Source organism: Fervidobacterium changbaicum (assembly GCF_004117075.1).
Taxonomy (GTDB): Bacteria; Thermotogota; Thermotogae; order Thermotogales; family Fervidobacteriaceae; genus Fervidobacterium; species Fervidobacterium islandicum.
This window is the reverse complement of sequence record NZ_CP026721.1, coordinates 1,601,055-1,622,291: the sequence shown is the minus strand read 5'-3', so window position 1 is coordinate 1,622,291 and position 21,237 is coordinate 1,601,055. Positions and strand designations below refer to the sequence as shown.

The window sequence follows — 21,237 nt, the reverse complement described above, 5'->3', positions numbered from 1 at the left end:
TTGGCACGTTGCTCCCCCCTAAGATAATCAATGGATGGTATTTACAATTCTATTTTACATCTTTTTCCGTCTAAAACAAAACCTAAAAAACAACAAAAAGCCCCTGCACGTTAAACGCGCAGGGGAGAATAATCATTTAGAAAAGCATAAGCGATGTTTTACATAGGATTTGCTTAATTAGTATCCACTACCTGTTTCCTTGATGACAGGGAATGTGATTGATGAAATTCTCGTTAATGTCATAAGTATTTTTGGAACGTCGGTATTGTCCATGAAGCCTGTGAAGTAATGTGCACCAGGACCAAATGCGTACACTGGAACTGGGGCTGCCGTGTGGTCGAATGTTGTCCAACCAAAGCCTAATTTTTCGCCCACAAATCTTGCAAGTTGTCTTCTCAAATCACTTGCTGGAATCTTTTTGAGGTTTTCGTATTCAGCATCCGTAACGGAAATTCCGTACCATTCCTTGAGCCCTGCCATGAATTTATCCTTTTCGCTTATGTTATACTGTGCAAGGAACATCTGTGTTGTGCCTTTTGCTTTCCTTGCCTGTTCCACGTTTATTGTGTACCCACCTTTAGAAAGTGACAATCCACCTGTTTCATGGTCTCCAAGAACAACAACAAGCGTGTTCCCATCTTTGGCTGCAAACTCAAGAGCTACCTTTACGGCGTTGTCAAACTCAACAACTTCCTTCCACACACCGTAAAAATCGTTAGCATGTGATTCCCAGTCTATCTGAGAACCTTCAACCATGAGCATGAACGGTTTTCCATCTTTGGAGAGAAGTTCGATTGCTTTCTTTGTCATGGCATCGAGTGTTGGTTGATTTGCTGGTCTGCTTGATACTGGATCCAAGTGCCCTTTTGTGAACAAACCAAGAACTTTTGAGGAACTGACTTTGTTGAGTTGTTCTGGTGTGGTGATGTACTCGTATCCGTTCTTGGTCATCATTTCTATAAGGTTTAGTCCATCTGTTCTCCTACCACCTTGCGCAGTTGGAACGAACATGTCCCAACCGCCACCGAAGATGACATCAACAACACCTGATTCAGCAAGCTGCTTTGCAAGGGTAACTTCATCATCCCTGCTAGCAACATGACCGTAGACAGCAGCTGGTGTTGCATGCGTGACTCTGCAGGTTACAGCAATACCGATGTTGTATCCGGATTTCTTCGCAAGTTCGTACATTGAAGGTACCAAAGTACCGTCTGGAAGAATACCGATCGCCCTATTCAAAGTCTTGTAACCAGAGAAAAGAGCTGTACCTGCCGGTGCAGAATCGGTAACCCAAGAATCTGCAGAATAAGTAGTGGTTATGCCGGTGTAAGGAAGCGTCATCGTTGTCAGTACTCTTCCTTCCAAAATGCTTGCTAAAAGAAGCTGGTTAAAACTCATACCATCCCCAACCAAGAATATCACGTTGAGAGAAAATGCTAAAGCTGTGATAAAAACAAGTGCTAAAACCAATACGCTTCTCAACTTCATACCCTACACCTCCTCTTAGTGTGTACAAAATGATGCGCTTCGACTATATTATAAAAGGAAGTCTGAAAAGGGATTGTGTACTATCATTAAGAAATATAAATCAGCTGGCGGTCGCCAGCTGATTTCAAACCATCACAACTTTCTGAATTTCGACTGCTTTTAGAACTTCTTTATATCCTCTGGTCTTCTTGGCAGAATTTCGTACATGCCTTGATAAAGGTACATTATACCGGTAACTTCTACCTTGTCCCCTACCTTCAGAGTATCGACTTTGAATGGTACCTCTTTCCTGATGTAGACCAGTATTTCGAACTTATCAGTCTTCACTCTGAACTGGAACTTTTCAACAGAACTCACGGTTCCAACAACCACAACAAGATTCGATAGATATTTCTCGAATTTATCATCCTTGAGCTCAACTGCAGTCGGTGTAGCCGTCCCAAGGATTTCGACTTTGTCAGGGATGATCTCCAAGATTCCGTAGTACACTTTCGTCTTCCCAGCCACCTTAATAACGTCGCCCACTTTTAAGTCTGCTGGAAGCACCTTACCGTAGAGCATAATACCAGCTGTTTCATCTTGCATGTATGTTGTCAGTGTTCCAAGTACGCCTACTGGTGCCAAAACTATACCTGTTGCTTCAACAGTTGTCCCTTCCTTTGTCTTGTAAATATCTGCGATCTTAAGAAGACTATTTGCAAAGAAAAACGTGCTGAGAATAACCAAGAAAACGATAAGCAACCTTTTCATCCTCCCAACCTCCCTTTCTAGCTAACGATTCTAATTTCAAATGGTGCGCGCAGCATTATCATGTATTTCTTCTCATAGTTATCGTACCACAATTCACCATAGAACCTAACTTTTCTGCCTTTTAAACCATACAAATTGTACCCGTTGAATAGGTATTTGTATTCTTCATATCTCACTTTGGCAAGAACGAAATCAGATTCTATATAGTACGTATAATTAGAGTACCTCACGTTGGAAACATCCATTTCAAGCCATACAATTTTTCCTATGTATGAACTTGAAAGATTTGACTTCGTAATAATTGGTGCTTCATCATATTTTGAGAATATGCCTTTCCTATTTTGATAAGCTCTGTTATATGCAGCGACTATCTGATTTGTGTACATCGGTACAGCTGTGCTCTCGTAAATAAGAGGTCTTGCGTAACCTTGCTCGGTAACCGAAGCTTCGTATAAGTATTTGTTCTTTCCATCAATTCCAAAAAGGTAAACCAGTTTTCTTCCGTAGTTATCTGTACCTTTTTGTTCATAAGTTAGCTCAAAATTGTTTGCAAACCATATAAGGTAGTTCTTGGCATCGATTCCGTACTCACCAGCAGGTTTATCACCAGAATGGATTTCTGGTGCGTCAATACCTATTAGTCTGTATGACTGACCATAGACTTTGACTGTGTCACCATCGATTACTTCAACGTTCTTTAGTATCTCTTGCTGAGTTGCACAAGATGATAGATAAAGTGTTACGACAAGAGCTATGATTATCCAAAAGTTTTTATAAAACTTTCTCACTTGCAAACCACCTTTCTATAAAGTAACCTCATAAATGCTGCATCAGTTACATTGCTTCTATGTCGGACTGCTGAATCGGTTGAATTTCGTACTCGCCTTTAAAGAGCGTCAAAATACCAGTTACCTTTACCTTTGTTCCCTCTGATATGTTAGCTAAACTAATGCCCGTAGCAGCTTTTATATAAACTTTCACTTTAAAGTTGCCTGTGTTGACAATAAAATTGTCTTTTGCCACATTTTCAACAGTTCCGATCACATAGACTAAGTTAGACATGTATTTGTCTGAAAGTTCTCTCAATTCTACGGGCTCGACTCTGGCATTTCCAACCACGGTTACACTGTCCACAACTATTTCAAGTATACCGTTGTAGACCTTTGTCGAACCAGTTACCGATACCACATCTCCAACCTTGAGTGTTGTAGGAATGGACCTTCCGTACAACATTATCGCACCTGTTTTATCCTGTATGTATGTTGTTGAACCACTCAAGAGTCCAACTGGTGCAAGTACGGTACCAGTGACTTTAACCTTCGAACCTTCAGGCATCTTGTACAGATCAGCAACTGTTATCGTTTGTTCCCTTTGAGCGGATGTTGAAACTGCTTTTGGCGCGAACTGAGATAAGACACCTTGCACACCAGCAAGTAAATCTATACTCGCTTGATAGTTATAAGTCACTTTTAGAAGCACTGACTGAGTTCCGGGCATTGAGGAAGAAACGTACAAATCACCGTTAGCAAACGATAGTGAAAAGTCCCCAGACGTTATCTTAACACCGTAAAGTGGTAGCCAACCATTTTCTGCCCAGATGCTGTTGTACTTTGCAAACAATCCCACATAGAAGTTAGGCAGGTTGTAACCTATCTCGCCCATGACATTCCATGATCTTGGTTGGTTGGGGTTGGAAGGCTCACCTGTTGCAAAACTCACATCGTATTTGTTTCCACCAATCCAAGCGAATTGACCTGCCAAGAAAATAGGACCAGAATTTAATGTTGCACCTGCGAGAAAACTTGGTTCATTTATCGTATTCGTCGCTGACCCAACACCAGCCCAGTACTTCAAAGTACCGAAAGGCAAGTTCTGCGTGTTTTGATAATTGAGCGAAAGTTGATAGTACCTTGTTTCATAATACGCCCCAAATTGTCCGAAATCTGTCTTAAGCGTACCGTAAAGGGCATAATTATTTAATTCAATGCTGTAAGCTCCGCCAACCTCGTAAGAGTAGTTCCCAACCTTTCCCGATACGTAACCAACAACACCACCGATACCCAATTCCGTTGCTGAAGTTTTGTAGGTGTCGTATTTTAACCCCCCGATTTGAACACCGTCGTAATTATTTGTAAGGCTACGCGATAACCTCATTCGACCAATCGCTATATACAACGTATTTATGTAGCTGTTGTCAAGTCTAAACCTTGAATCAACAAAGTAATATCTTGGAACTATAAAATTCATTCCAAACAAATTAAACGTTTGATGTGAATAGGTCATGTAATCAGTTAGCTTTATAGCGAAAGAGTCAAGCGGGCTTGGTAAAGAAATTGTCCAGTACGCTATAGGAAAATTATCTATAGCGCCGGAGTTAAGATCATAAGTCAGATAACCTCGTACTTGAAAATCAAGTTTGAAGGAAAAACTAATAGTAGCAAACACTAAAATCAAGATAAAAACAAACTTTCTCACGCTAATCCCTCCCAAAAATTATCATGCTGGATTTTCGTTAAACACCCCGGGCAAGGAACTGCCCGGGGCATTTTTGATACTTCGCCCAAAATTGATTATCAGTATTCCCATCTCAGCCTTGGATAATCTTGTCCTTCGTTAATTCTCCAAATATTTGTAAAGTCCCAACCCACAAACGTGCTTTGCTGTTTCATTTCAGTTGTGGTTTTGGCTGCCTGCAATGAACTGTTTGCTGAACCAGAATTTTCTCCAGCTACATCTTTATCGAAGTAGTTGTTACCACTACTTGAACTTGCCGGAACACTGCTACCACCTATGAATCCTTTCCAATTGTTATTCCCACTCGAGCCTGGTCGAACCGCTGCATAACATCTGCGAATTGTAACTTCACCAAGTGGTGAACCACTTGTGTTCCTTGAAACAAGACCAATTAGACCACCTATGTTAGAACTACTTGTCGATTTGAAGTTGACTTGTCCTGTAGCATAACAGTCTTCGACAACGCTGTTTGTTGTCTGATTTGCATAGAACCTTCCGAAAAGTCCTCCAGCTCTTGCGTTATCATTGTTCGGTGCACTTACAGTAACGTTGTCAGCGAAACACTGGCGCACTATCATAGGGTTCGTAGAACCTGTGTCTGCGTTAACATCGCCTATTAATCCGCCAACGTACGGATAGTTCCCCGAGTTGGTTGCGGTAACAGAAGAATTTCTAACTCCAACCTTTTCAACAGTCGAATTCTTAGCCCCTCCAGAAAGTACACCTACGTAAGCTTGAGCTGTTATGTTCGCATTTTCGAGTATCAAGTTCTTCACTGTTGCATTGTAAATGTACCCAAACAAACCAACATTCGTCTTCGACGAGTCGTTGTAAGTTAAGTTCCTTACCTTTTTCCCATTTCCATCGAAGACACCGACAAATGCCGACTGAGCTAAGTTGGAGCTGTACGTTCCTATTGGTTCCCAGTTGGCACCCTGCAGATCGATATCGGCAACGAGTTTGAAATACTTGCCTGTCGTTCTATAAGCATCCTTATTCAAAAGCTTAAGCTGATTCACGGTACCAATGAGATACGGATTACTCTCCGAGCCATCTCCACCTGCAAATGTGTATCCGATATTCTCTTTTTTCACTTCTTCACTTGGTCCTTCTTGGCCGTCAACAACGGGTGTAACAGCGATAGCTTCAAGTGTGTTGTAATCTCCCTGTGCTAAGTCAAAAGAATAGCTCTTGTCACTTGTCGTTCCCTTAAGCACGTACTCGCCTGCAACCTTTGTGTAGACTTTGAACTGAGCTTCACCATCGTAAGACCAGCTAACGTACATCTTACCGTTATAGTCATCGTATGAAGCAAGCAAACCTGTTACTGGATTTATTATCACAACTTCGATTTCTTCTTTGGAAATTGTCAGAATTTTGCTCTTTGAAGTTCCTTTCACAATTTCAATGCCAACTGACTTTGGCGCTTCGTTAACTGGTATTATAACTTCCTTCGATGTTGTTGTTGTAGCAAGTGTCGTTTCAGATTCATCCGAGATGTAAATATTGAATGCTGCATCTGTCACATCTGACTCCCAACTCAGTGTTAAGAGTTTTGAATTCGGATTGTATTTGGCGCGGGCATTTGTTACCATAGGAAGCTCTATGATTATTTTATCAGGGAATACGACAAACTCCCACACATCGTTGTAGTATTTTGTATAACCTACAAGTGTCGCTGGTGTAGTTGTCGTTGGTTTGTATATAGCATCGACATCGGCTACCTTGTAAACACTTATCGAAAGTTTCTCATCACCCACAGGATATTTGAACTCGTAAGTATTTGGAAGTTCGCCAGCATTACCCGTAAATTCACCGTAAACATATGCATATCTTATATCCCAAAGTGCTCTTGTTTCTTTTGTTTTATCGAGAGCTGTGTTCAAGAGAGCCGGCTCAATAACACTTGTATCCTCGCTAAGTTCCTTAGTCCCACTGCTAAGGTCTATTTCTAAGGACTTGCTGTACGTCTTCCCAACAGCATTTTTTATTGTGAGTTTCTTACCAATGTCGCTATTCGTTAAGTTTGCTTTGTAAACAAAAATGGCCGTTGTTGCATCTGAAATTATCGCGTTAGCCGATGATACGTAAATCACTTTTCCAGAGATTTCCGGTATCGTTATCCCCGTATCCGGGTTTGCTGAGTTCAGAATTTCAAGTTTCCAACCGTAGATGTCCTTCACTGTTGTTCCGCCTCCGCCACCACCGTTACCTCCGCTACCTTGATTCTGAGGAACACAAGAGAAAATCAGCAGCAAAGTTACTACCACCGCTGTCAAAAGTAAGACCCTACTTTTACCCATAACCATACACCCCCTGTAAGTAGTGGTTTTGCAAAGTGAGAGCGTTGAAAATTTCCAAAAAACCACAAAAAATTCTTTTACTTATAAACCACAACTTTTTTATCCAAAACTTTCCACAACTAAAGTATGTGTTGAAAAAAACTTAGAACCTACAAATCCTGCGAATGGTTTTCATATAACAAAAATCCCTTTAACTAGTGCTAAGCCTATACCAGAACATCTTGCTCCTGTTTCAAACTCTTTCAGCGAAGTCTCTCAATTACTAAAGATAGAGAAAAAGAAACGTGCCCTATTACCGTAGCTAATTATTATATCACAATTTTAAGAACTGATTAATACACATTAAAAAAGAATAGCAATGAATCGCGAGAAAAAACTTCTCATTTCAGCAAATTTCTCCGAAATTTGCACTTTTCTGCTTCCAGTAACCAAACATCGATGTGGTTCGGTTTGTTTAGTAAGAAGACTCCTGATTTATTTAACCATGCACAATTAAAATCCTGAAATATCGAATTTATGTCGCTCATATCGAACAACACCAAAACTAAAAAAACCGGCCCTCTTCAGGCCGGTTTTTTCAACATGATTAGTTTTCAAATCTTCTCACTTATCGCTTTTGCTTGCAAGAACAATCCAAGATAATCTCTTCCACCTGCTTTGCTGTCGGTGCCTGACATGTTGAATCCACCAAATGGATGGACTCCCACAAGTGCACCTGTTGATTTTCGGTTGAAGTACAGATTTCCAACGTGGAACTCTTCTTTTGCTCGCTCTATACGGCTTCTGTCACGCGAGTACAGAGAACCAGTTAATCCGTATTCTGTAGCATTCGCTATTCTCAATGCATCGTCGAAGTCTTCTGCCTTAATTATCGCGAGCACTGGACCGAATATTTCTTCCTGTGCTATTCTTGCATCCCATGGTACGTCTTTGAATATCGTTGGCTCAATGAAGTATCCACCAAGGTCTTCACGTGCATTACCACCGAATATGAGCTGCCCTTCTTTTTTGCCTATTTCTATGTACGCCATTATCTTTTCCATCGAGCTTTTGTTTACAACCGGACCGAGCCAATTTTCTTTGTACCTTACGTCACCAATCGTTATCTTCTTCGCCCTTTCTATGACTTTCTCAATCAACACATCGTAGACATCTTTAACAATAACTGCTCTGCTTCCCGCACTGCACTTTTGCCCTTGGAATCCGAATGCACTGACGATTATTCCTTCCGCTGCTGAATCAAGATTCGCTGTTTCATCGACAACAACGGCGTCTTTTCCGCCCATTTCGAGCACAGTTCTCTTAATCCAAATCTGTCCGGGCTGTGGTTTTGCGGCAAGTTCGTGTATGCGTAAGCCTACATCTTTTGAGCCTGTGAAACTTATGAACCTTGTTTTCGGATGTTTCACTAAGAATTCACCAGCGAGTGCACCACTGCCCGGCAAGAAGTTGACAACTCCATCAGGAAGTCCGATTTCTTGCAATACTTCGAAGAATTTAGCTGCAATTACCGGGCTATCGCTCGCTGGTTTTAACACAACGGTGTTGCCTGTGACTATAGCAGCGCTTGTCATTCCAACGAGTATGGCGAGTGGGAAGTTCCATGGTGGAATGATAATGCCAACACCGAGTGGTATGTACCTCAGCTCGTTGTACTCTCCAGGAATTCTGACAACTGGTTGTTCTGATGCATATCTAAGCATTTCGCGTGCGTAAAATTCTAAGAAGTCTATAGCTTCAGATGTATCTGCATCAGCTTCAACCCAATTCTTACCAACTTCGTAGACCATTACTGCATCAAATTCGAATTTCCTTTCTCTGATTTTTTTCGCAGCCTTTAGTAAGTACTCTGCCCTTACATGCGCAGGTGTTTTACTCCACGTTTTGAAAGCTTCCCAGGCTGCTTCGAGTGCTTTTTGTGCAAGTTCTTCGTTTGCACTGCTCACAACACCAACAACTTCGTCTGGTTTGCTTGGGTTGATGGACCTGATCTTTTTCTCCGTTTTGTACGTTTTTCCTCCGATTACAATATCGTACTCTTTCCCGAATTCTTTGTAGACTTTTTCAAGAGCCTCTCTCATCTTATGCTCGTTTTCTGGTTTTGAGAAGTCGGCTACAGGCTCATTTTTGAAAGGTGGTATGATCGTCCAATCCGTTACTTCGTACATCCCAATCCCCCCTGGAATAGATTTGGCTTTTGTCTTTAAATTCTTAATTTGCTTCCTTTTCTTTGAGCTTTTTTACAATGAATGAGGCAACGTGTATACCCTTTGTTCCTCTACCGAATCCTGCATCAACACCGTTTTCTACTGCCATGTCGTTGTTTATCTGTGTTCCACCAACGATTATCAATACCTTGTCCCTTATACCTTTTTCAATTGCAAGTTCGTTGAGTCTTCTCATGTTCTTAATGTGCACATCGTTGTGCGTGATGATCATGGAAGCAAGTATCGCATCCGCACCCGTTTCGATTGCTGCGTCGATGAGTTTTTCTGGTGGAACGCTTGTACCAAGGTAGACGTATTTGATTCCGTATTTTTCGATACCACCGTGTTTGATGTCAAGAATTTCACGCAGGCCGACCGAATGTTCGTCTTCTCCTACGGTTGCTGCCACCACTTTTATTGGACGTTTGGCTACATACTCGAATATTTCTTCTTCCGGGAGTGTTTCTGGTTTTTTGGGAAGTTTCAATTCATCTATCTTAATTTCGAATGGAACTTTTGCTTTTACTTCAACGTACGTTCCCTCAGCTGGATGGAGCACAGTTTTTGCAATTACCGTAGGATCCTCGAGCCCAAGCTTTTCACATACTGCAAGAGCCGCTGCTTCTGCGTACTCTTCTGGCAGTGCGAACGTCATATCAATCTGGATCCAGCCATCTGAATACCATTCAACTTCCGGTTTGATGACGTTTCTTGCTTTCATGTCTTTAATGCGTTGCAATCTAAGATTGACATTATCCGTTTCGTCAAGCTCGTCTATGAACTGTATCTTTTCAGGTTTGTGGAACGTACAACCACCGATGAGATCACACGGTTTTTCGAGCCCATCCGGCAAGTTGTTGTATCCAAAGTGTTCGCAAACTGGTGCCATGTAGTCTGGTTCCCTTGGAACAACCGTTCCTGCGGCGATTTCTCCGTCTTTCTTCCTTGCGATACCATCGCCAAGTCGTTCAGGATAATACCCATTGTCAACAAACATACCTGCTTCGAGTGCCTCGAAGTAGCCTCCCATTTCGAGGATCTCTTCGAGCATCAAAATGGCCCTCATCTTCAGTTCTCTGACTTTTTCTCGAATCGCTTCTTGGTCGATTTTGACGTACTTTTTGATTCCGTCCATCGCAAGAAGTGTGTGTTTTGCCGTTTCTACTCCCCTTATCGAGTTGATGTGCCATGGCACGTTTCTTCCCTCATCGGGAGTTATCGTTGATTGTAAATCCGCACTTGTTAATCTTGAGAGTACGGCATTCAGAACGTGCACCCTTGTTGCATCGAAAAGGTCTGATTCGATGTATCTTGTGTTCATCTGCGCTCTGAATCTAAAACCTTTGAAGAGTTCTCGCAACGCCACCGCGTATGGTAGGTCTATTCTCATTTCCGGCAGTGGTGCGATGACCGGAGGAACTGTTGATAGTGCGATGTTTTCCTTCGGCATTCCGACCTTGACGGAGAACATACAGTTGATACCGTGCTGGACGAGTAGTTCTGGCATTACGGTCCACGCCAGTTTTGCGGATGCGTTTGCGTTGTGTGCACCATCTATTTGGAGCATGTTCGCCCATGCCATTATCTTTTTTGCAACGGCTGCGTCGACAAACGATCTAACAGGATTGACACCTCTGTAAAGAATGTTGTACTGCGGGTCTTGGTGAGCACCGTTGACGCCTTCTTCTGCAAAGAGAACAGCTATCTCAGGACCTGCAACACCAGAAACGTAGCTGTGGAAGTTTATAGGTCTTCCAACTTCGTCTTCTATCAAATCAAGCGCTTTTCTGGTTGCCCTAACTTGCTTTCTCGTGATTGGTATCCCTCCGACGCCTTCTGGGGTTCCTTCGATGAGCCCGTCGAAGTGCGATTGCCCAAGTGTCCGTATGACCATTATATGATCCGCACCGTGCCATGCTGCCATGCGCATTCTCCTGATGTCATCTTCGAACCTTCCGGAAGCGATTTCACTTGTGATTACGACATCTGGCTGCGGGTCGATGTTGTTGAAATAATGCGCAGCTGGTAGTGGGATGCTGTTTTTCAATGGCTCGCTGATTTGGTAGTATTCGTACCTATCAACTTTTGTGCCTTCTGGAAGTTTCTTTCGCCAAGTCCAGCCCCTTCTTCTTGGACGGTATTTATCTAAGTCTTTCAGTATCTCTTCAACATCGATTGGAACTTTTGGGTCGAGTTTATCCATTCTTCTTCACCTCCGACTTAGAGACACGCGACTTCAGGCGTGTGAGACTTGTAATAGTTTGCTTTCCTCTTGCTATATTGCCAGCCGTCAGATATTTGAATCAGCTTGCAGTACTTATATCTTATTCCCTGACTAATCCTTTTGCCATTCGTATCCTTAATGTCGAAAAATCCGCTCCCTCTCACTCACTTCCAGGGTCAGAGACTGGAGAAGCATCCCGGAGTGGGTCTTGAGCCTACTACCAACGTAGCACCTTCATCCCCTTGTCCTTCGGGTCCAGTGCTCAGGCTGGTCAACCAGGGCTATTACAAGCTCTCGACTTCAGTCAGGGGTGGTTGACCCCTTTGAAAATCCTGTCCACATCATCCCAATATTCGCCGTTTATCATCCTTCTACCTGCCTCTATGTAATCTATGTTGTGTTCCTTGGCAATCCTCAAGACGATGTGACCAGCACCTTTCCCAAGAAGGCCTCGTTCAAAGATCATGTCTACAAGTTTCTTCGCTTCCAGACTGTTGAACCCCATCCTCAGTAGAACGGACCTTTCGATAGATGGGCTTGTGTGCGTCTTTGCAAGTTCAACAAGAGGATCGACAACTTTTTCAACAAGTTGCCAAAAATAGGCGTTGAGTTCTTCATCGGTCATGTTCTGAAGGTGTTTCGACCTTTCTGCAAAATCATCTGGTCTTGGCTTCATCCCTTTCCCTCCTCAATCTCTTCTCTCTACAAGATTTTCTTAACTTCTTCTATCCAGCGTGTTATTTCATTCCTTGTTGCTCTCAGGTCTTCTTCCAAGAATTTCATTTCAGTCTCTGTGAATTCACTTCTGCCCTCGCGTTTGATAAGTTCTTTGAGGTAACTTTTTTTCATCTCTTCGACTGGGTATTCGATTACTCCTATTTGTGAAGGATGTTCAGGGATTGCAATGACTTTCCCGGGGACGTCCTCTTTTATCGGATCCCCCCGTTTTACAATCATGCCCATCTTCTTTGCAAATGTGAGCTGAGCTGAGGGCAGTTTCCCAGCACCCGTGTACTCTGTTTCGTTCACCACTATCGTCTGGTCTTCGTCCATTTCAAGCGCAAGTGCGATTGCCGCCGTTAGTGATGTGTTCCCAGCTGGTCCCCTTTGCAAGCCTTCAAGTTGTGCAAGCATTTCAGTAACGTAGAAAACTTCTCCTTGCGTTACGAGTACATATCTATCCATGTATCTCAAAGGTCTTGCCGCGTTTTTCGGTACATCTGATCTATCTGGAAACACGGCAAATGGTATCCCAAACCCTGTGTGACCTGTTGTGAAGTATTTCCTGTTGAAGTCCGTATCACTAGCCATATGTAGCCCTCTCAAATCTACGCTTGCACCGATTATTTTAGTTTCCGTCGCGCCGGCTTTTTTCAAGCCACGTGCAGTACCTGTAAGTAAACCACCACCTGCATGCGTAACGATAACGGCATCCGGAAATCTTCCGGTTAGTGCTTTCATCTGCTCTGCAATTTCATATCCAAGAGTTTCTATCCCAGCAATTGCGTACGGAGAATACAGTGATGCGTTGAAATATCCGGTTTCTTCAAGCAGTACCAACGTGTAATAGAAAAGTTCCGGTCCTACTGTTAGCTGGACAACTTCTGCACCGTACGCTTCACAAGAGCGACCCTTTTCAAGAATTTCAGGTTGGCCACGCCATTGGCTGTCGTAACATTCTTGGACGATGATGCATTTTAGACCTCTTTTGGCTGCTTGAGATGCAACCGCAGCGCCGTAGTTACCGCTTGTGGCTGCTATCACGCCTTTGTACCCAAGTTTTTGAGCATGGTAAACGCTTATTGCTGCCCTTCTATCTTTGAAGCTACCTGATGGGTTTGTAGCTTCATCTTTTAGGAAAATCCACGCACCTTTGCCTTTCGGGGCGAGCTTTTTGATGAGTTTGTTGATGTTCTTGAGTTCGACCAGTGGAGTGTTGCCAACACATGTTTCTGCTTGAATCTTTCGTACTTCTTCAAGCGAATACCCAACTTCTTTCATCATCTTTTCGTAATCAAAAGCGATACCTTCAATTATGAACTTTTCGTAGTCTATTCCAACAGCTTTGCGCATAATTTCAGCACGTCTTGCCATTACTGCAGTGTATGATTTATCTTTGCTCATTTCTCATCACCATCCGATGATTCCAATATTTCCCGTAGTTCCATACCTATCGTGATGAGCTCTGGTACGGGTTCACCGAAGTCGTGTTCGTATTTTGGATTAACCGAAACGAGTTTCCCGGTTACCAATCTGCCAGTCATTGTTTTTATTGTCACCATTGCACCTATTTCGGCAGCTTCGTCTTGTAAAAAACCTTTTACTCTCATTTCAAGGGGAACTTTTTTGGTATCTTCAGGTACTTGCGGTGCACGTTCGTGCGGCTGGAGTATCGTCACCTGAACCTGCACCCAATCGCCTTTCTTGGCAAGATTAGCGAGCATTAAGCTCACCTCCACGATTTTTTAAAGAGCTAAAAAATCATTTTGTAAAAGAAAGTATTGACCTCGGTACTGGCAAGTCGGCCATGCATTTCAAACCAGGCTGTGCCCCTATGACTATCGGTATCATATTTGTTGCTATAGCGATCGTTGCCTTACCACCTGGGATTTCAGGCTTTATCGACAGATTTATGTTTATGTCGCCGTATATTTCTATGTAATCTCCAGTTTCGACACCCTCAAGGTGCGGGTGAATTTGCTGTGGGTGGTACAGTTCAATCACGCATTTATCACCGACATATGCTCTTGCTGAATGATTGCATCCTGCAACCATACCGGGTTCAACTTTAACAACTGGTGTTTCTCTATGGACGTTCGAAATTATCGGTTTTCTTTCCTCTTCTATCTTTGTGATGTTCCATCCCAAAGCCCGCGCTATCATCGCAATGCTCTGCGGAAATCCTATGTGTCCAACTATCGTGCCTTTTTTCAGTCCCTCTTCGAACTGCTCTGGTGTTGTTCCAACACCTTGTGTTTCCATGACGGTTTTTCCAAATGGTGACAGGTCGTTGATTCTCTTCGCAACGATTCTCTCAACTCTTGTACACACTCCCGTGAGTGCAATTATCAACGTATCAAGGACAAATCCCGGGTTGACACCTGTTCCAAGGATCGTCACCCCGTATCTTTTGGCCAAACTGTCCATGTAAAGTGATTCTTCTGGATGGGAATCAAACGGAAAAGCCATTTCCTCGGCAATGGTGATGACATTTGCGTGGTTCTTGACTGCGTACTCGATCTGTGGCAGGACATCCTTCACAAACGAGCTTGTAGCAATAACAACAAGGTCAGGATTTGTCTCTTCGATTACATCGATAGAATCCCTAACGCGAACACCGTACGTTCCAACACCAAGCAGTTCACCAACATCTTTCCCAATAAACTCAGGGTTCTTATCGATAACACCAACCAATTTCATGAACTTGCTTTCGATGATGTTTCTTGCAATACCACGTCCCATAGCACCAAAACCCCATGTTACTATCCTCACTCTAATCCCCTCCCACTGGTAGATTTTGTCTGTTAATTTCATGGCTAAAGTGTGCTCTGTTATTTATTTTACATAATTTCACCACCGTAATTCAAACGTTCCTAAGTGTGTGATAGTAGCTAAAACCGAAGAGATGAAATTATAGCCCCTTTATACTCATTTTCTCTTTCTTTTGCTCGTTTATGCGCTGGTATGCAACAACACATAAAACAAGAAGAAAGCATAGTTTTATGAATGCGTAAACTACTACAAATATAATCACGATGCAGTATAACAAGTTGCTTAATGTGGATTTAACATACTTTTTTCACTAATTGCTCATTGAAAGTTACATACAGAATGGTATAATAACCGTGAAAGTTAGGAAAGCTTTTTCATAACTTATCAAAAGGAGGTTGGAGCTATGGCATCCAAGAAAGGTTTGACAGTAACACTTATTGTCATCGCCATCATCGTAGTCGCTATCATCTGGGCAGTAGCAGCAAACAAGAGCAAGGCAGCAGCAACAACAGAAGAAGCAACAACAACTGAAGAAGTAACAACGGAAGAAACAACAACAGAAGAAGCACCAGCAATGGAAGAAACAACAACGGAAGAGGTAACAACTGAAGAAACAACAACAGAAGAAGCAACAGCAACGGAAGGAACAGAAACTGAAGCAACAACAACGGAAGGAACAACTGAAGAGGCAACCGAACAAGCGTTTTAATGGACATTTTAAGTTAATTAAAAGCGGGCTTTTCAGCCCGCTTTTTATATTGTTATTTACTTTTGGAATCTTTCGTATATTTGTTCGACGTTTCTAAGGTAGTAATCCGGTCTGAACAGTTCTTCAAACTTCTCGTCGCTGATGAGCTGATTGATCCTTGTATCTGAACGCAATTTTTCTTTGAACGATTCCCCAGTTTCCCAACATTGCAAAGCGTACTTTTGGACAAGGATGTAAGCTTCCTCCCTGCTCATGCCTGCTTCTACAAGTGCAAGGAGAACCCTTTGGGAATAAACCAAACCGTGTGTCAGGTCTATGTTTTTCTTAACCCTCTCTTCAAAGACTTTCAAATTCTCAATCAAATATCTTGTTTTCTCAAGCATGTAATACATCGTCATCGTCGAATCTGGCAGTACGTACCGCTCGGCAGATGAATGCGATATGTCCCTTTCATGCCACAGCGCCATGTTTTCGAATGCAACCTGAGCGTAGCTTCTCATGAGTCTTGCCATACCGGTTAGTCGCTCGCAGAGAATGGGATTTTTCTTGTGCGGCATTGCAGAGGAACCTCTTTGTCCTTCCTTAAAAGGTTCCATTGCTTCAAGTACCTCTGTGCGTTGTAGGTGCCTTATCTCTATTGCTATTCGTTCTATCAAACCTGCAATCAAAGCAAATATAGAAATCAGGTGTGCTATGTAATCTCTCGATATGACTTGTGTTGCAACAGGTGTTGGTTTTAGTCCGAGTTTTTGAAGTGCTATTTTTTCAACTTCTGGTGAAATATTTGCGTAATTACCAACCGCACCGCTCAGTTTACCGACGGCTATTTCCTCACGCACGGCTTTGAGTCTCTCAATATTCCTTAGAAGTTCTGCATACCAAGAAAGAAATTTCAATCCAAATGACGTAGGTTCGGCATGTATCCCGTGCGTTCTGCCAATCGTTGGAAGTGATTTGTATCGAAGAGCTTTTTCGTACAAAACATCACTTAGCCTGAGCATCGATTCTATAATGACATCCGTTGCACGCACAAGGGCAAGTGAATTGGCTGTATCCACCACATCAGAAGAGGTCAAACCGTAATGAAAGTATCTTGCCTCATCACCCATATTTTTTGTTACAGACTTTATGAAAGCGATAACATCATGATCAACTATCTGTTCAATAGCTAAGATATCGTCAACATCTATGACGGCTTTATCTTTTATCTTCTCAGCTGTCCCTCTTGGTGCGATCCCGACCTCTTCGTAAGCCTCAACTACAGCAAGTTCTACTTCCAACCATCTTTCGTACTGTGCTTTGAGTGTCCAAAGGCTTTTCAATGGTTCAAGTGCGTACCTTTCTACCATCTTTTCTACACCCCCCACTGCGGTGGATCAACTACCAACTGCTGCCCACCATTTTTCTTTCCTCTAACAACCACCAATTTCGCCTCTTTTTCTGGTGTGCCGTGTAAAAAGCACATTCTTTGTACAGTAAGATTGGAACTGTCCAAGTACTCCAAGACGGTAAGTAATATACTCGGTGAGAAAACGAATACAAATGTCCCACGGTTTCTCAACAAGTACGAAGCGCCTTGAATGAAAGAGTTTATGGTTTCTAAATCCGCTGCCCTACTCAAGCGACGCACTTGATATGGACTTTCTTTCCCTCTGCCTGCAACGTGAAACGGGAAGTTTGACACAATCATATCGAAGGTTTCTGGTTTATAATAGTCTCTAACGTCTTTAACGTCCAAGTTTTTGAAACTCACTTTGTCTTCAAGCCCGTTTAACTTTGCCCCCTGCTGAGCAAGTTCAACAAGTTCACTCTGGATTTCAATCCCTTCAACACTAAGATTATACAATTTAGCTAATGCAAATGCAACTACACCGGTCCCACTACCAAGTTCAGCAACGGTTCTTATATCACTCGTTGGTTTTGAATACCAAACTAAAAAAGCCGACGCGTGCGTCGGCTTATGATATGGTGTATCGATTGTTTTTATTACTCTCAAAATGTCAGGTGAAAACCTTTCAAGATGCATTTCACCACTTACCTCTCGTGCGAACAGCGAATATCATCCACCGACAAAATCGACAAGTGATTTTTGTATGGCCATGGCTGCCGATTTTAATGAAGCTTCAAGAACCGCCTGCTGCATGCTCAAATCAGTTAAAATTTTCGTTAAATCTGCATCCTGCTCTTTTGAAAGGTATTCTGTGTTGAAGAGTTTCAAATCTTCAATCCTTGAGGCAACCATCTCTGCCATGCGAGAGGTTGCACCAACAGATGCGAAGTGCTCCATCACGGAACGTTCCAAAATCCCGATCTCTTTTAACGATATTTCAGAGAGCTTCTTTTCATTTCCTTCGTACAGTGCATTTATCGCATCATCAATTGTTGAAAATACCGTTTTACCATTTTCCAATGTGAAAACGTCATAGACGGTAACACCGTAAGTGATGGTGTAACCTAATGCGTTGATTTTCCTTCTCACGTTAGCTTCCATTGGTGTCTGTATGTTGCCGTTTTCATCCACAGGTCTTAATTCTGATCTCGCACCTCCGAAAATATATTCATCTCCGACCTTAGTATTTGCAATTTCAATAAGGTGCTCCTTTAATGCCTTAAGTTCAGCAGCTATTGAATTCCTCTCATCAACGGTATTTGTTCCATTTGCACCACGGACCATCAATTCTCGAACTCGGTGGTACAAATCCGAGAGCTCCTGGAGCGTGGTATCGTACGATTGAACGAAGTTATTGACATGGTCAACGTTCCTTTTGAATTGCTCGAGTTCTCTCAACCTACTTGATATGTTAGAAGACCTCGTAGCGATGACAGCGTCATCACTTGGATACTGAACTTCTTTTCCAGAAGAGAGTTTGTCGTGCATTCTAGCAATTCTGTACAAACTCTGCTGTATGTTGAAAAGGGTTCTTTCGTTTATCATGTTGTTCGTAATTCTCATCACAAATCACCCCTTAGATTATTCAAACTCCTAATTAGACTATCTTCCCACCATACCCAATCTGTCTATAACTCTTGAGATCATGTCATCTACAGCGGTCATTACTCTTGCGGCTGCATTGAAAGCTTGCTGGTATTTTATCATATTCGCCATCTCCTCGTCCAAAGAGACACCTTTCACTCTTTCTCGTTCTCCATCGATCTCTTTTTTCATCAAGTCCGTGTTACTTTTTATCTTCATCGCCGTTTCACTCTCAACACCGAGTTCGGCCACAACACTACCAAGATATTCATTGAATGATTCAAGTCCATCGTTAAGGACTTTTTTATTTCTCAAAGCCGAAAGTAGCTCTACTATGCCTGTATTCGCACGACCGGATGGTTTGAAGACCTTTGCATCCCAGTTCGGGTTCTCCTCAGTGTATCCAATATCCACAGCCAACGTTTCTGGATTGCTTCTTATCGTCGAGTTGACTGCGAATTTCTCAACAAATCGATATGGGTCTTTCGGAATTCCCTTGTCTATGAATAATGCATCAGCTTTAATGTACCTCATCCTCTGGTCTTTCGGTGGCTCGAAAGGATTGAGGAACACAAATCCTTCATCCCAATCGTTCAAAGGGTTACCGTCTGGGTCTATAAATCCAAGAGCAGTCCACAGAGCTTCTGGACCTTGGATTACTTTCTTAAGCTCGAAATCAAGCGACCTTGAACCACGCAAAACAAACTTGCCGTGCGGTGTGACTTCAGCTATGATACCAGTATTGGCATCATTTATCATCTTGGCTAAATCTCTCAAAGTTGTCTTCGTGGGATCAATTCTTATCTCCGTGGCACCGATTCTAATAGAGAATGCCTGACTTCTACCGAGTATGTTTTCAAGCGTTTCGCGACCTGTATCGAGTGCCTTATACGTTTCAACACGGATGTTCGCCTGTGTGAATAATCCACCAGAATCCGATAGTTTTATGTTCTTCAAGTTGAATTCGTTCACCTTCGTGGGAATTACGAGTAATTTATCATCGTGAACAAAGGCCTTTATATCTGTTCCAAAGTGAGTGTTAAGCTGGGTTGCCAAGTCCTCGAGTGTTGTTGTTTCGGTGACATTCAAAATCTCTTCCTTCCCATTGATAGCGATCTTATAACTTCCTGCTTTGACTTTGAAATCCTTTCTATCAACAACAAAGACATCCACGTTTTTCGTCGCAAATCCCATTGTATTGAACATATTACCGTTGAAGTCAAGCGCAAGTGTATTTCTAAGATTTTGCGAAGATTCAAAGTAAAGCCTATAACCCCCATCACCGTGGGCACCAACTTTCAAATCAAACCACCTATCGGTAATTGTCGAGAGTGTATTTTGAAAGTCTTCGACCTTGTCGTATGGGTTAACTCGCGCGGCAAAGATTTTCTCTGTTCCATCAAAAAACACTATCGCACCCTTTTCTATGAACGGTTTTGTCGTAATATCGGCGAAATCTTTTCTATCGTTCATGCCAGAGATGAAATTGATAGGTCCATTCTCAACACGTTTGGCACCAGCCAACCGGTAAAGTTTGGAGTCCTCTATCCTTTCTGCAGAAATATCGTTGAAGAATTTTAAGCCAGTTACACTCCCGTCACTGTTGAAGCCATCTTGATGTATCAGGTTGAATTCATCCGTAAGTGACAACACGAATTCGTCAAGCCTGTTCATGTATTTTACAAGTATTTCATCACGCAGATCGAAAAGGCTCTTCAGCTTTCCGTCGTTAAACACCAATTTTGAATTTCCGGCGAATACCTCCTTGAAACCTTTTCCGTACGGTCTTTCGAGTGCACGCAATTCAACTACATCTTGACCAGTCAAAACTATCTGGTTACCAATTCTGAGAGTAATCTGACCTGCGTTATCCTCGTAGTAATAAATATCGGAAAGGTTAGACAACTCATCTAAGATTCTATCTCGCTCATCGAGTAGATCGTTAGGTGTGTACCTCAAGCTTACAGCTGTTCTCACCTTTGCGTTTATATCAGCGAGCCTTTTAACCATTGCGTTTATCTGCTGAGTGCGTTGTGCTATTTCGTTGTCCAAATCAACGCGCAGTTGTTCTAAACGCATGTAGAGGTCTTGCACGTGCTGGACTAATTGCTCTGCCCTGCTCACAAGTCCGCGCTTTGCTGCTGTGTTTGTTGGATCAGTGATAACTTCTTCGATTCCTGACCAAAGTGAATCATACAGATACCTAATACCGGCTTCGGAAGGTTCTGCTAAGAGTTGTTCAACGAAGTGGAGGTTTGAAGTTACTGTGTCCCAGTAGTTGTATTTGTTGTTCGTTTGACGAAACTGTATATCAAGAAAAGCATCTCTTACTCGCTTTATATCACGAACGTAAACGCCCGTTCCGATTTGAAGGGGTATTGATGGTTGCGTTAGCGAACTCGCCGGTATAGGTGGCATAGTGAGAAGTTCCGGCCTTTGCCTTGAAAAGCCGGGCGTATTTGCGTTGGCTATATTGTGTGCAACCACGTTCATTGCCAATTTACTCGCATAAATACCAAGCAATCCGGTGTTCAGTGTCCCAAATAGGCTGATGTCTGGCAAGTCTCATCACTCCC

At 42.6% G+C, this 21,237-nt stretch carries 16 protein-coding genes; 1 reads left to right on the top strand and 15 read right to left on the bottom strand.

Annotated features, from left to right (window positions below; all coding sequences use genetic code 11):
* Positions 1-177 precede the first annotated feature (177 nt).
* From CBS1_RS07460 to ord, 11 genes are all read right to left on the bottom strand, one after another.
* Complete coding sequence (locus tag CBS1_RS07460; protein ID WP_090223043.1) at positions 178-1,488, bottom strand: alkaline phosphatase; 1,311 nt, start codon at positions 1,486-1,488, stop codon at positions 178-180.
* Between the two features lie 159 nt (positions 1,489-1,647).
* The gene (locus CBS1_RS07455; protein ID WP_090223041.1) at positions 1,648-2,238 is read right to left on the bottom strand and encodes a single stranded DNA-binding domain-containing protein; all 591 of its coding nucleotides are present in this window, start codon (positions 2,236-2,238) and stop codon (positions 1,648-1,650) included.
* A 17-nt stretch (positions 2,239-2,255) separates the two neighbouring features.
* Complete coding sequence (locus tag CBS1_RS07450) at positions 2,256-3,026, bottom strand: thermonuclease family protein (RefSeq protein ID WP_164969259.1); 771 nt, start codon at positions 3,024-3,026, stop codon at positions 2,256-2,258.
* Positions 3,027-3,072: 46 nt separating this feature from the next.
* Entirely contained in the window at positions 3,073-4,713 is a 1,641-nt protein-coding gene (locus CBS1_RS07445) for an OB-fold nucleic acid binding domain-containing protein (RefSeq protein WP_090223038.1), read from the bottom strand.
* Positions 4,714-4,811: 98 nt separating this feature from the next.
* On the bottom strand, positions 4,812-7,055 hold the full coding sequence (locus CBS1_RS07440) for a M26 family metallopeptidase (RefSeq protein WP_090223036.1): 2,244 nt from the start codon (positions 7,053-7,055) through the stop codon (positions 4,812-4,814).
* 593 nt (positions 7,056-7,648) lie between these two features.
* The gene (gene pruA, locus CBS1_RS07435) at positions 7,649-9,223 is read right to left on the bottom strand and encodes an L-glutamate gamma-semialdehyde dehydrogenase (RefSeq protein ID WP_090223034.1); all 1,575 of its coding nucleotides are present in this window, start codon (positions 9,221-9,223) and stop codon (positions 7,649-7,651) included.
* A gap of 43 nt (positions 9,224-9,266) precedes the next feature.
* Complete coding sequence (oraE, locus tag CBS1_RS07430; protein ID WP_090223033.1) at positions 9,267-11,465, bottom strand: D-ornithine 4,5-aminomutase subunit OraE; 2,199 nt, start codon at positions 11,463-11,465, stop codon at positions 9,267-9,269.
* A gap of 325 nt (positions 11,466-11,790) precedes the next feature.
* Positions 11,791-12,162 carry an ornithine aminomutase subunit alpha gene (locus CBS1_RS07425; RefSeq protein WP_033191640.1) on the bottom strand — a complete coding sequence of 124 codons (372 nt, stop codon included), beginning with the start codon at positions 12,160-12,162 and terminating at the stop codon, positions 11,791-11,793.
* A 26-nt stretch (positions 12,163-12,188) separates the two neighbouring features.
* Positions 12,189-13,610 (bottom strand): 2-amino-4-oxopentanoate thiolase subunit OrtB, encoded by a 1,422-nt coding sequence (gene ortB, locus CBS1_RS07420; RefSeq protein WP_033191641.1) that lies wholly within the window; start codon positions 13,608-13,610, stop codon positions 12,189-12,191.
* A complete protein-coding gene (gene ortA, locus CBS1_RS07415) occupies positions 13,607-13,930 on the bottom strand; it encodes a 2-amino-4-oxopentanoate thiolase subunit OrtA (protein ID WP_033191642.1) in 324 nt (107 codons plus the stop codon). The genes ortB and ortA overlap by 4 nt, the downstream gene beginning before the upstream one ends.
* 37 nt (positions 13,931-13,967) lie before the next feature.
* Positions 13,968-14,978: a 2,4-diaminopentanoate dehydrogenase gene (gene ord, locus CBS1_RS07410; RefSeq protein WP_033191643.1), complete on the bottom strand. Its 1,011-nt coding sequence runs from the start codon at positions 14,976-14,978 to the stop codon at positions 13,968-13,970.
* A gap of 403 nt (positions 14,979-15,381) precedes the next feature.
* Between ord and CBS1_RS07405 the strand changes: the two genes are divergently transcribed.
* Positions 15,382-15,687, top strand: a complete 306-nt coding sequence (locus tag CBS1_RS07405) for a hypothetical protein (RefSeq protein WP_033191644.1) — start codon at positions 15,382-15,384, stop codon at positions 15,685-15,687.
* A gap of 56 nt (positions 15,688-15,743) precedes the next feature.
* On the opposite strand, the gene purB is transcribed toward CBS1_RS07405, so the two are convergent.
* The 4 genes from purB to flgK are packed head-to-tail and all read right to left on the bottom strand — an operon-like array spanning position 15,744 to position 21,223.
* Positions 15,744-17,036 carry an adenylosuccinate lyase gene (purB, locus tag CBS1_RS07400; RefSeq protein WP_033191645.1) on the bottom strand — a complete coding sequence of 431 codons (1,293 nt, stop codon included), beginning with the start codon at positions 17,034-17,036 and terminating at the stop codon, positions 15,744-15,746.
* A gap of 5 nt (positions 17,037-17,041) precedes the next feature.
* Positions 17,042-17,713 (bottom strand): tRNA1(Val) (adenine(37)-N6)-methyltransferase, encoded by a 672-nt coding sequence (locus CBS1_RS07395; RefSeq protein ID WP_033191646.1) that lies wholly within the window; start codon positions 17,711-17,713, stop codon positions 17,042-17,044.
* Positions 17,714-17,746: 33 nt separating this feature from the next.
* Positions 17,747-18,640, bottom strand: coding sequence for a flagellar hook-associated protein FlgL (gene flgL / locus CBS1_RS07390; protein ID WP_033191647.1), 894 nt, complete (start codon positions 18,638-18,640; stop codon positions 17,747-17,749).
* A 39-nt stretch (positions 18,641-18,679) separates the two neighbouring features.
* Complete coding sequence (gene flgK / locus CBS1_RS07385; RefSeq protein ID WP_033191648.1) at positions 18,680-21,223, bottom strand: flagellar hook-associated protein FlgK; 2,544 nt, start codon at positions 21,221-21,223, stop codon at positions 18,680-18,682.
* Between the last annotated feature and the right edge of the window lie 14 nt (positions 21,224-21,237).